This window comes from Neobacillus rhizophilus (assembly GCF_018343535.1).
Taxonomy (GTDB): domain Bacteria; phylum Bacillota; class Bacilli; order Bacillales; family Cytobacillaceae; genus Neobacillus; species Neobacillus rhizophilus.
Map to the genome: position 1 here is coordinate 866,550 of NZ_JAGYPF010000004.1, position 12,428 is coordinate 878,977.

A 12,428-nucleotide genomic window follows, 5' to 3' on the forward strand; every position below is an offset into this window, starting at 1 on the left:
TTCATCTAAAAGGTTCCAAACTCCATGAGCTTGTAGGATAGTTTTTAAGAAATAATACTTTGAATGGAGGCATTAAATAAATGGACAATAGACCTATTTCCAACCTTAAACTCCCCGCAATCGTTGCACCGATGTTTAGAGTGTCGGGTCCTGATCTTGTCATTGCGGCTTGCCGCAGCGGTGTGATTGGATCCTTTCCAGCAATAAATCCTCGCACGACAGAAGAACTAGACCATTGGCTGACTCAAATTTCAACTGCACTTGAACATACCCTAAACCCAGCGCCATATGCAGTAAATATAGTTATTCGCAGTGAAAAATTATCAGAAGAACTAGATGTTGTGAAACGTCACAAAGTTCCGATTGTGATTACGAGTGTTGGGTCTCCAGAACAAGTTGTACCACATATTCATTCCTATGGTGGATTGGTTTTATCAGATGTTGCAACACTCCGGCATGCACAGAAAGCAGTGGAATTAGGGGTAGATGGGTTAATTTTGCTATGTGCAGGAGCAGGAGGCAATACCGGTTGGTTAAATCCATTTGCCTTCGTTCGGGCAGTAAGGGAGTTCTTTGATGGAATCGTTGTCGTAGCGGGCTGCATTATGGATGGTGCTTCCATTCGTGCAGCGGAAGCCCTAGGTGCAGACATGGTGTATATGGGAACGAGATTTATCAGTGCAAATGAGAGTATGGCAGTTGATGAGTATAAATTAAAGCTTTTGGCATCCAACATAGATGATGTAATGACAACGAATAAAATTTCCGGAATGCCAGCGAATTTTATTCGCTCAACCATTGAAGCAGCGGGTCTAGACCCTAAAAATCTACCGCCCTATGAAGAATTTAATAAGGGGGATATTCGAAAGCAAAGATGGAAAAACATTTGGTCCGCAGGTCAAGGCGTGGGGGCAGTGAAAGAGGTCCTTCCTACTGTACAAATAGTTGAACAGCTATATTTAGAATATACCGTTTCCGAAAAACAAAGAAAGACACTCTAAATTATCTTGGATTCGACATTATTTTTCTATTTAAAAAAAATGAAAAGGCGGGAGGACAGCAGATGAATTCAGATGTATACCGACGAGTACATGTAACTGAAAAAAAACAAGGATATATGGATGATTTACTTAGGGAGTTATCCGAGAAGAAGAGCTCTAAACTGGATGAGCAAAGAGAAGAGGCCGTTCAAAAACAGCACTCCAAAGGAAAATTAACTGCCAGAGAAAGAATCAATCTGCTTCTGGATGAGGGCACATTTATTGAATTTGGCATGTTAGTTCAGCATAAGGGTATGGAAATGATGGAAGGAAAGGATGCCCCAGCTGATGGTGTTATTACGGGGATTGGAGAGGTTGAAAGCAGAACGGCTGCCGTATGTGCCATGGATGTTACTGTACTGGGTGGATCAATGGGGCGAAAGGGTATGCAAAAAATAGAACGTATCATTAAAATGGCTAAGGATTCAGGATATCCCGTCGTTCTTTTAATGGAAGGCGGAGGGCATCGGATCCAAGAGGGATTGGATGCACAGGAGTTTGCTATAGAAACTCATTTAACTGCATTTGCAGATTTAGCTCTGATGTCAGGATGGGTTCCATTAGTTTGCGGCATTATGGGACCTGGGTTTGCAGGTCCGGCTAACTTTGCTTCTTTATGTGACTTTGTTCCAATTGTAAAAGATGGAACGATGGGAATCGCTGGCCCCAAATTAGTGAAGGCTGCAATAGGTGAAGATTTATCGAAGGAAGAACTGGGTGGAGCCGTTTTTCAAACACAGCGAACAGGGATGGCCGATTTGGTCGTGGAAAATGAAGAAGAATGTATAAGAGAGATTAAAAGATACTTAAGCTACCTTCCTTCAAATGCAAGTCAAAGTTCTCCGAGAGTACCAAATCAGCAGTTGCTAAATCAGGTGAATCCTGAACTGTTATCGGTGATACCTGAATCGTTAAACAGAGGCTATGATATGCGGAAAATTCTCAATTTTATTTTTGACAAAGACAGCATTTATGAATTAAAACCTCAATATGCCAAAAATATCATCACCGCTTTTGCCCGAATCGATGGCAGGACTGTTGGGATTATCGCGAATCAGCCTCGTTATCTAGGAGGAATTATGGATGCAGCTGCTTGTACAAAGGCAGCAAGATTTGTTAGTTTGTGTGATGCTTTCCACCTTCCTTTGATCACCTTCATAGATGTTGCAGGGTTTTTACCGGGGCAGCAATCTGAATTGGCTGGTTTAGTCCGTAAGTCTGGAAAACTTCAATATGAAATTGCCCAAGTGACAGTACCAAAAATTTCGGTTGTGGTTCGAAAAGCGTATGGGTTTGCCTATTTAGTTTTGGCCAATCAATCAAATTATCAGATTGCCTGGCCGACTGCGGAAATCTGTGCGATGAGTATCGAAGGTGCAGTTGAGGTAGCTTATTCTCGAGAATTAGAAGGTGTAGAAAATAAAGAAGAAAAAAGACAGGAATTAATAAGTAAATTTCGATCACAAACAGGGGCAATACGAGGGGCAGAAGGTTTTGGTGTAGATGATGTTGTGAATCCACTAGATACCAGATATTTTATCGCCAAAACACTCGAACGATTGCCTCAGCAATTACCATTACAAGTACCACCGAGAAAACACGGGATTAGTCCGATTTAGAAGGAGAATTTTCTCTAGAAATATCGGAATATTCAGTATAAGTGAGTGTCTTCCTATTAATTCAAGGAGGTGGTTCAGGCATATCATCTTTCAGCATGTGAAACAGAATGAAGAAAACAGGTCAATAATGGAGGTAGTCGGATGCTTGTAAAACATAATACGTTTACCGTAGGTGAAATTCCTCAATTTTTTGGAGAGAGATTTGATACAAAGAATAAATTAGCAGTGAAGTCCAATGACGGCTTTTCCATCACTTGGGGCGAGTTGAATGAGAGAAGTAATAAAATAGCCAGATTAATAACGGAAGATTTTCAGTTAAAAAAAGGAGATTCCGTTATCACCTTTTTGCATAACTGTGGTCAATACCCGGAAATTATTTATGGAATTGGAAAGGCTGGGCTAATAGTTGCCCCCATTAGCTTTCGTTTCGTAGCACGGGAGCTTAAATATGCTATTGATCATTCTGATGCAAGAGCTATTATTTTGTCGGAATCTTTGTACGATGTCTTTAAGGAAATAAAGGATGATATCCAAATACCCCCTGAAAATGTATTAATTATCGGAAATGGAGAATTAGCCAACTATGATAATAGGATCAGCCAAAAGTCCGGTCAAAATGTTCAGATTACGGCAGAGGAAGATGATTATTTCTGGATGGGACTTACTGGCGGTACGACGGGATATCCAAAGGCTGCATTAACAACACACCGAAGTATGGTTGAGCACTGGAGAAGAATTACGATTGAATTTACCGTACTGGAAGATGACTATGAATTAATTTGCGGTGCCTTTTATCATGGACTTGGATTTTTATTAGGACTTCAGCAATTAAGTGTTGGGGGTTCACTGTACATTTGCAATACGTTTAATCCTTCGTTGGTATTAGAAATTATTGAAGAAGAAAAGATTACCGCCACTCCGATGGTTCCAACTATGTACAATGATATCCTGAATTATCCTCAGAAAAAGGATTTCGATGTGACATCGATGCGAGTCCTTGTATGTGCCGGCTCGGCATTATTGACAAGGACAAAAAAGGGTACTATCGAATATTTCTCGAATGCAGGTTTATACGAATATTATGGTTCTACCGAACATGGATTCTTCACTATCATCAAACCAAAGGATCAATTGAGGAAAAATCGATCCTGCGGACTTCCTTTTTACTGGATGCAAATAAAAATTCTCGATGAAAATGGGAATCCTGTTCAGCAAGGCGAGGTAGGTGAAATATATAAGAAAGGCTTGCTCCTTGGGAAGGAATATTACAAAAATAAGGAAGCAACGGAACAGAATTTTCGGGGAGATTGGGCATCCTCCGGTGATATGGGGTATCTGGATGAAGAAGGCTTCCTTTACATTGTCGACCGGAAGAAAGACATGATTATCAGCGGGGGTGTAAATATCTTTCCTACGGAAATCGAGGAAATCCTTCAATCACATCCTTCAATAAAAGAAGTTTCAGTTGTGGGACTGCCTGATGAGAAATGGGGAGAAGTTGTAAGCGCTTTTATTGTCAAGAGTGATCAAGACGAATTGACCCAAGTAGATATAGTAAGTTATTGCGATGGAAGGTTAGCGAATTATAAAAAACCAAAATACATTGAATTTCTTGATTCACTTCCTAAAAATGCAGCCGGAAAGATCTTGAGGAGAGAATTGCGAGATTTGAAATCTAAATCTGGTATTGTGTAATGATACTCAATGAATCCAAATGGAGGGATTAGTATGTGGTATAAACTTCCAAGCAAAGCGGCATTTCTATTAATCTGGTGTTTCGCAACGATTGTAGTCATTTATGGTCCATGGGGTGGAGATCCAGAACCTGGTAAATTCTCTTGGGTTGCTATATCATCTGGAGCTACTTTAATTTTAACACCATTACTCGCTATTTTCTTATCAGGAGGCAGCAAGGAAAAAGAGACGATGATAGATCAAGATAAAAATCAAAATCTATAAATATAGGTGGTGTTTAAATGAAAATTTTTGAAACGTTGTTAGTTTGTGCGTTCTTTTTGGCCTATATTTTAATTGGTGTGTATTTTAATAGGAAGGCTTTGGATAACCGTAGTGATTTTTATGTTGCTTCAGGAAAAGTAAACCTGCCAATAAATACGTTAGCTACCTTTGCGGCTTTTGCTAGTGGTGGTTCCTTCTTGGGATCGATTGGAGTAGCCTATTCTTTTAGCTTAAGCTATATTTGGTCAGCCATTGTTGGGTCGGTTTCTGGCTTTATCATTGCTTCTGTATTAGTTGCCCCATATTTAAGTTCGATGAAGCTCAATAGTTTGGTAGACTTTTTTAAAGAAAGGTATAACAATTGGAAAGTTCTAAGAATTGTTGGCGGTGCAATTGTTGTTGTGGCATTCACTTTATATCTGGTATCACAGTATAAAGCGGCAGGGATTACCGCAGAGTATTTATTAGGCTGGGACTATGTTTGGACACTTTTACTTGTGACGATTATCTTTGTGTTCTATACCTCGATTGGAGGTATGTGGGCTGTAACGATGACCGAGGCCATACAAGCCGTACTTATGTTTATCTTCATGATCCTTCTTCCAATATTTGCAGTCATTAACTTAGGCGGACCAGCCAAGATGATTTCTAAAGCAATTGAAATTAGCCCGAATTGGTCTGCATTAGGTGTACCTCTTACCACTGCGATCGGTTTTGCTCTTGTATGGACGTTTACCGTTTCCTGTTTTCCGCATATTTCAATGAGAATTCTCGCCTCTAAATCCAGCAATGTCGCACAAAAGACGATGGGGTATACTGGCCTTCTTTACGGAATCTTTTGTTTGGTAGGCTTTATTGGGGTTAGTGCAGCAGCCCTAAACTTATTTCCAATTGGCACAGAACAGGCATTAAAAGATCCCGACTATGCTTATATTGCTGTAATGGAGCAATATTTCCCTCCCGTTCTTCAAGGTTTTGCGACTGCTGCCATCATCGCAGCGGTTTTGTCAACAACAAGTGGATTATTACTGGCTATATCCGTTGCTGTAAGTAATGACATTTGGTCTTCCATTTTTCCAAATACTAAGGAAAAAACAGTCCTGCGGATTGGAAAGATATCCATCTTTGTAGCAGGGATTGTTTCAGCACTGTTTGCACTAAATCCTCCTGCACTATTGGTCATTTTGTATTCACAGGCAACTGCGATGATGACATCGGGATTCTTTGGTCCTCTAGTACTTGGTATCTGGTGGAAGAAGGCTACAAAGCAGGGGGCATTGGCAAATATGATTGTTGGAAGCGGAGGCTTCATCGTTTTATATGCCCTCAATTCGTTAAAAGTGATTGCCCTTCCAACCTTTGCAGAGTTCTTAATCGCATTGCCGCTAGGTTTAATTGCTAATATCATCGTTTCGAATGCTACCTTTAACGCGGCATCAAGTGAATCACAGGAAATGATTCATAAAATGGATGAAGTTCATAAGAATGCACAATCCGTTGTTGGATAAATAAGAAAAACCTTGATATGGAGAAATTGTCCCTTCACGTTTTTTCATATCAAGGTACTTTTTCTTTACGTAAGGAAAGGAGGGGGCTTATGGCAAAATTCAAAAGCATTTGGAAAAACTTTTTGGCCTATGACATAGAAAAGTTTAGGAAAGACATAACTCATTTTTTTGAAGTTAATAGTGTAAAAGGAAATTGGGAAGAAAATTCAGGATCCTATGTTCTTAGCAATAAAAAGGGGCAAACCTTTATAGCCAATCATTCCACTCCATTTAAATTAAGTCTAATCAAAGCGACGGCGAGTCCGGTAGAGCGGTTGTTGATTAATTTTACTGGAAATAGCGATAAATTGGAGAATGTTTGTTTTATCATCATTGAAACAGTAGATAAAGAAGACTTCCGTAAGGTAAAACAATTATTATCTCAATTTTTCAATCAATTAGATAAGAAACCTTGGGATCTTAAAAGTCACCCCATGTTTCAATTTGCCTGGATATTAAGGCTGAATGTAAAAAGGCGCTGGAAAAATTTTTTGATTATAGAAAATTAATGGATTGATTTTGGAGGGATATTTGATGTCATTGCGACATGACCAATTGACTGTAGGGGAAATCCCATACTATTTTGCCAGCAAGTTTGATACAAAAGATAAGGTCGCTGTTAAAACGAATGAAGGCTTTGAATTGACGTTCACACAACTTAATAATAGAAGTAACCAGGTTGCCAGATTGATGATCGAGGATTTTCAGCTTAAACAAGGTGATACCGTCGTCACCTTCTTAACCAATTGCGGACAATATCCAGAAATCATTTTTGGGTTGGCGAAAGCCGGAATCATTATTGCCCCGGTAAGTTTTCGGTTTGTTTCGAGGGAGCTGAAATATGCGATTGAACATTCGGACACTAAAGCCCTCATTTTATCAGAAGAATTATGGGGTATATATCGTGAAATTGAACATGAGGTCCCAATTCCAAAAGATAACGTACTAATCATTGGAAACGGAGCAATGGCAAACTACGAATCTAGAATAAAAAAGAAAGATTATAAAAATTTTGACGTTTATGTTCATGAAAATGATAATTTCTGGTTGGGTTTAACTGGCGGTACGACAGGTGCCCCTAAAGCAGCTTTAACAACCCACCGATCGATGATTGAACATTGGAAGAGGGTGGCCATTGAATTCACAATGCTGCCGGACGATTTTTTATTAATTTCCAGCCCTTTTTATCATGGTCTGGGATTTTTGTTTGGGCTTCAGCTGTTAAGTGTTGGCGGCTCATTGTACATTACAAAAACATTTAACCCGAAACTGATTCTTAGCATTATTGAAGAAGAAAAAATTACGGTGACGCCGGTGGTACCGACCATGCTTAGTGAGATTTTAAATGATTCTGATAAAGATAACTATGATGTTTCCTCTTTACGTGTATTGATCTGTGGGGGAGCCGCTCTATTGACCAAGCTTAAGGAGGATACATTACAGTTTTTTCCTAAATGCGGATTATATACCATGTATAGTTCAACTGAACATGGTTTTTATACCTTGCTCAAACCAAAGGATCAGCTTAGAAAAAATAGGTCCAGCGGATTGCCATTTTACGGGGTAAACATAAAAATTCTTGATGAAAATGGGAATGAAGTGAAACAGGGTGAAGTGGGAGAGGTCTATAAAAAAGGGTTATTGCTAGGAGCGGAGTATTACAAAAATTTAGAGGAAACAAGAAAGTGTTTCAGAGGGGAATGGGCATCTTCTGGAGATATGGGCTATGTGGACGAGGAAGGTTTTCTTTATATTGTAGATAGAAAGAAAGACATGATTATTAGTGGTGGAGTAAACATTTATCCCACTGAGATTGAGGAAATCATTTTGACCCACCCGTCCGTCAGGGAAGTTTGTGTTGTTGGGCTTCCGAATGAAAAATGGGGTGAAATCGTCAGCGCATTTATTGTAGGAAAGGATGGTTCGACATTATCTTCCGAAGATATCCTTCGTCATTGTGATGGGAAAATGGGTAATTACAAAAAACCGAAATATATTAGGTTCATCAATGAACTTCCAAAAAATGCAGCGGGAAAAATCCTGCGCAGAAGTTTAAAGGACATTTACGCAGATCCAAACTTGATTGTATGAATTTTCGTTCCCGCTCAAAACGACGATTGGAGGAATCCTAATGAATATCGGACAGACGTTACTGGTAACAAGTTCCCGTTACCCTGCTAAAACAGCTTTAGTAGATACATTTCAAAATATTAAGCTATCATACAAAAATCTCAATAACAGAGTAAACAGATTAGCAAATGCCTTATTATCATTGGGAATTCAAAAAGGTGATCGAATCTCAATTCTATTGGAAAACTGTTTTCAGTACGTTGAAATCACGTACGCAGCGGCCAAACTTGGCGCTATCATGGTACCGTTAAATTACAGGCTAAACGAAAAAGAGATTAAGTTCATCATTCAGGATTGTACTCCAAAGCTATTTATTGTTGGCAATGAATATCGTGAGATTGGCCAAAATTGTTCACTTGAACAGGAAGAACTAGACCTTATCATGGTGAATGGGGACGACTGCAACAGCCAGTTTCTACATTATGAGAGATTGATTCAAGCCGCCGCACCTGATGAACCTAAGGAAAACATTCAGGAACAGGATATTTTTGGACTTATGTATACGAGTGGTACTACTGGCATTCCGAAGGGGGTTATTCACACCCATAGGAGTTTAATTGAGATAGCTGTCAGATTTATAATAGAGGCCCGTGTCGAAGAGAAGGACCATACATTAATTGTTTCTCCTCTTTTTCATCTTTCAGGATTTGGGACATTACTGCCATCCGTAATTCAAGGTGCCCAAGTCATCACCATGAAAAATTATGATCCGGAATTATTTCTAAAAACCATTAGTGATTACAAAATCACCTTTTCACTGCCTGTCCCCACGATGATTACAAAAGCGCTGGAAGTGAAGGATCTACAGCGGTTCGATTATTCCAGTCTACGCTTGCTTATGTACGGTGGAGCATCCATCCCCACGAAGACATTGACAAAGGCGATGGAAATTTTTAAATGCGATTTCTTGCAAGGGTATGGATTGACAGAAGGGACGCCATTATTGATATTAACTCCAGATGATCATCGGTATGCACTGGAGCATCTGCCAAAGCTTTTGGAGGCAGCGGGCAGGTCGGTCGTCCTTGGTCAAGTGAAAATTGTCGATGATAATGGAAATGAAGTAGGGCCTGGTGAAATGGGGGAAATTATTGCTCAAACTCCACAACTGATGAATGGATATTGGAAGCGAGACGATGAAACTAATAAGACTTTAAAAGATGGCTGGCTTTATACTGGAGATATTGGAATAAGGTACGAGCAGCAATATATTTATATCATGGATCGGAAAAAAGACATGATTATAAGTGGGGGAGAGAATATATATCCCGCTGAAGTTGAAAAGGTCATTGAAAAAATACCTCAGGTGCTTGAAACCGCGGTTATTGGCGTGCCTGACAGTGAGTGGGGGGAATCGGTTAAAGCGTTCGTTGTTTTCAAGGAAGGTCAGCAATTGTTAGCTTCTGAGATTATTGAATATTGCAAAAACAATATCGCTAGTTATAAAAAACCATCTTCTATTGAAATCTTGCCCACTTTGCCAAGGAATGCCGGTGGAAAGGTCTTAAAGAATCTTTTAAGAGAGCCATATTGGAAAAATCGAGTTAAGCAAGTATAGAGGGCTTTTTATTTTACTTGAAGATGAGGTTGATAGAGATATGCCATTAAAATCATTGCGTATTTTGGATTTAAGTCGATTGCTGCCAGGTCCTTATTGTTCGATGTTTTTTTCGGATTTTGGAGCCGAAGTGATTAAAGTGGAAGAACCAGGATTAGGAGACTATGTCAGATGGTTTAACCCCAAAGTGGATGACAATAGTGCTATTTTTCATTCCCTCAACCGCAATAAGAAAAGTGTCACATTGAATCTCAAATCTGAAAAAGGAAAAGAACTATTCAAGCAATTAGCAAAAACAGCGGATATCGTCATTGAATCTTTTCGTCCAGGGGTAATGGAAAAACTTGGGTTAGACTATGAAAATCTTAAAAAGATAAATAAGAAACTCATCTATTGTGCCATTACAGGCTATGGCCAGGAAGGCCCTTATTCTCAAATGGCCGGACATGATATTAATTATTTGAGCTATGCAGGGTTATTGGGCTTGCAAGGGGATTTTAAAGGCCCGCCAAAGTTATCATCAGTTCAGATAGCGGATATCGGTGGTGGTGCGCAAATGGCTGTCATCGGCATCCTGATCGCCTTACATGCCAGAAATGTAACTGGGGAGGGCCAATTTGTCGATATTTCAATGACTGACGGAGTCCTATCCTGGATGCAATCTATTTTCCCTGATTATTTCACCAATCAAAAGTTTCCGGAACGAGGTAAGCTAAGGACTGGTGGAGGAAAGGCTTGTTATTATATCTATGAAACGTCTGACCAACGATATTTGTCCGTAGGTGCCTTGGAAGAAAAATTTTGGAAGGTCTTCTGCCATGTAATAGGCGTTCCGCATTTAATCCCGCGTTTAAATGATGATTTTGAAGGTCAGCAGAAAATGATAGAAGAAATTGGATTGGTCATAAAGAAAAAGACATTACCAGAGTGGATATCTTTATTTGAAGGGAAGGACGCTTGTGTATCCCCGGTTTTGAATTTGGACGAAGTTCTTGACGATCCCCAATTCCAATACCGTCAGATGTTCATTGAGCCAGAACTTGAATCAAAAACAATCAGGCACATAGATGTGCCAATACGATTATCCAGCACGCCAGGACGAGTAAAAAATAGTGCTCCAGGTATTGGAGAACATAATGAAGAAGTATTTTTGGAATTAGGTTATTCAAACGAGGATATTGCAGGTTGGAAAAAACAGGGCATTATGTGAATCACGGGGACGGTTCTTTTGTCTCGTTTTCTAGCAAAAACGAGGCATGAGAACCGTCCCTTTGCCATAGAATTTTTAGAAAATTATAAAAATAGGAAATTATTACCTTTCGGTTAATACAAAGGCACTATACAATTTGGATTAGTGAGTTCGATGAAGGAGGACAGTACCTATGTCATGGCCTGGTTTAGAGACAGTAAAGGCAAAAATCCTCTCCGAGCGTTTGCTGGGGAACTTTAATAATGTTACCCGGACCTGGTATTATCTCAAGGTTTACGAGAAACATCCGGAACTGGCGTGGTCACTGCTTGCACATCTGGTTTCACGAAACGCAGGGTATCAGATGAGCGACTTGAAGCGTTTTGAGTACTGGAAGACATTCATCAACGGGGCAGCACAACCCCCTATATCGGAGCCGTTTCGGACCATTCTAAAGGAGGCTTTGGATCATTTTGAGACCGTTGAAATCCAATCCATCTTTGCCTTTCTAGAAACAGGCAATTACCTGATTTATCATGACGTGTGCCCGCAGTTGGAAGCATATGATTGGGCTAAGCAATATCCAGATCATGCGGATGAATTGTTCGATATGCTTATTAGTCCTCCATTTGATTGCGATAGGTTTATAAGGGATAAGTGGAAGGAGTTCTATCACAATGCAAAGTCTCAAGGTTGGTACCCTGAGTGGTGGTTTGAGCCTGCGGTTGAAAGGCATAGCTTCGCATTGATCATTAATGAACAAAACCAAATCGAAGATCGGCTGGTCCATGACCCCCATAACCGATATTTGGGCAAATTGGGTGCTGTGATCGGCCCACAGCGCATCATTGAATTGATAGGCAGCCGAGGTAAAACGAAACTCCTTTTCCCTGTTGCAAAATCTCTGTCAGATTCCAGCCCTGACCATCTGCTTATCTATACAGTTGATGACTTCAGTACCTTAGGATCAAGAATTGATACTGGCCGCGATTTGTTTGTTGGGTTGTTTAAGCAGACAGATTTACAGCGTAATCTTATCGAGCGTTGGGTGATGTCACATCCTCTACATATGGGTACCCGAACCAATTACAACCCATTAAATTACAGCACAGACTTTTCGGCTCTGTGGCCAGGGGGGCAGACTTTCAGCCCGCCAGTGATCCAAACCTCTACTTCTAGCCATGGATGGCCGCGATTCCCTGGAGCAACATTGCGGTATGCCCACCTGCATCTGAAACCAGTTCCGCTGCCCATCTCTGTAATGGACAGATCTGGTGCTGACGTGCTTCGCTGGCTCAGTACACCATCATCACCGAAGCCGCTTGTATCAACGCCGCTCAGTGAACAAGACGAAATTTTTCTTTAAAAGGGATGAAGATTCTTAAA

General features: G+C 40.2%; 10 protein-coding genes. All 10 read left to right on the forward strand.

The window, feature by feature from the left end; translation table 11 throughout:
• Positions 1–80: 80 nt before the first annotated feature.
• Positions 81–1,001: an NAD(P)H-dependent flavin oxidoreductase gene (locus KHA99_RS22385; protein WP_213119672.1), complete on the forward strand. Its 921-nt coding sequence runs from the start codon at positions 81–83 to the stop codon at positions 999–1,001.
• A 62-nt stretch (positions 1,002–1,063) separates the two neighbouring features.
• On the forward strand, positions 1,064–2,659 hold the full coding sequence (locus KHA99_RS22390) for an acyl-CoA carboxylase subunit beta (RefSeq protein WP_213119673.1): 1,596 nt from the start codon (positions 1,064–1,066) through the stop codon (positions 2,657–2,659).
• Positions 2,660–2,800: 141 nt separating this feature from the next.
• Positions 2,801–4,354, forward strand: coding sequence for a class I adenylate-forming enzyme family protein (locus KHA99_RS22395; protein WP_213119674.1), 1,554 nt, complete (start codon positions 2,801–2,803; stop codon positions 4,352–4,354).
• Between the two features lie 33 nt (positions 4,355–4,387).
• On the forward strand, positions 4,388–4,618 hold the full coding sequence (locus KHA99_RS22400) for a hypothetical protein (protein WP_213119675.1): 231 nt from the start codon (positions 4,388–4,390) through the stop codon (positions 4,616–4,618).
• Between the two features lie 17 nt (positions 4,619–4,635).
• Positions 4,636–6,126, forward strand: a complete 1,491-nt coding sequence (locus KHA99_RS22405) for a sodium:solute symporter family protein (protein WP_213119676.1) — start codon at positions 4,636–4,638, stop codon at positions 6,124–6,126.
• A gap of 89 nt (positions 6,127–6,215) precedes the next feature.
• Positions 6,216–6,674, forward strand: coding sequence for a hypothetical protein (locus KHA99_RS22410; RefSeq protein ID WP_213119677.1), 459 nt, complete (start codon positions 6,216–6,218; stop codon positions 6,672–6,674).
• 25 nt (positions 6,675–6,699) lie between these two features.
• Positions 6,700–8,256: a class I adenylate-forming enzyme family protein gene (locus KHA99_RS22415; protein ID WP_213119678.1), complete on the forward strand. Its 1,557-nt coding sequence runs from the start codon at positions 6,700–6,702 to the stop codon at positions 8,254–8,256.
• A 40-nt stretch (positions 8,257–8,296) separates the two neighbouring features.
• A complete protein-coding gene (locus tag KHA99_RS22420; RefSeq protein WP_213119679.1) occupies positions 8,297–9,853 on the forward strand; it encodes a long-chain-fatty-acid--CoA ligase in 1,557 nt (518 codons plus the stop codon).
• Between the two features lie 40 nt (positions 9,854–9,893).
• Entirely contained in the window at positions 9,894–11,063 is a 1,170-nt protein-coding gene (locus KHA99_RS22425) for a CaiB/BaiF CoA transferase family protein (protein WP_213119680.1), read from the forward strand.
• A 172-nt stretch (positions 11,064–11,235) separates the two neighbouring features.
• Positions 11,236–12,408: a DUF2515 family protein gene (locus KHA99_RS22430; protein ID WP_213119681.1), complete on the forward strand. Its 1,173-nt coding sequence runs from the start codon at positions 11,236–11,238 to the stop codon at positions 12,406–12,408.
• Positions 12,409–12,428: the final 20 nt, after the last annotated feature.

Coding starts and splice junctions, on each gene's coding strand:
- KHA99_RS22420 (WP_213119679.1), top strand. CDS start 8,297: ATGAATATCGGACAGACGTTACTGGTAACAAGTTCCCGTTACCCTGCT.
- KHA99_RS22405 (WP_213119676.1), top strand. CDS start 4,636: ATGAAAATTTTTGAAACGTTGTTAGTTTGTGCGTTCTTTTTGGCCTAT.
- KHA99_RS22410 (WP_213119677.1), top strand. CDS start 6,216: ATGGCAAAATTCAAAAGCATTTGGAAAAACTTTTTGGCCTATGACATA.
- KHA99_RS22430 (WP_213119681.1), top strand. CDS start 11,236: ATGTCATGGCCTGGTTTAGAGACAGTAAAGGCAAAAATCCTCTCCGAG.
- KHA99_RS22385 (WP_213119672.1), top strand. CDS start 81: ATGGACAATAGACCTATTTCCAACCTTAAACTCCCCGCAATCGTTGCA.
- KHA99_RS22395 (WP_213119674.1), top strand. CDS start 2,801: ATGCTTGTAAAACATAATACGTTTACCGTAGGTGAAATTCCTCAATTT.
- KHA99_RS22415 (WP_213119678.1), top strand. CDS start 6,700: ATGTCATTGCGACATGACCAATTGACTGTAGGGGAAATCCCATACTAT.
- KHA99_RS22400 (WP_213119675.1), top strand. CDS start 4,388: ATGTGGTATAAACTTCCAAGCAAAGCGGCATTTCTATTAATCTGGTGT.
- KHA99_RS22425 (WP_213119680.1), top strand. CDS start 9,894: ATGCCATTAAAATCATTGCGTATTTTGGATTTAAGTCGATTGCTGCCA.
- KHA99_RS22390 (WP_213119673.1), top strand. CDS start 1,064: ATGAATTCAGATGTATACCGACGAGTACATGTAACTGAAAAAAAACAA.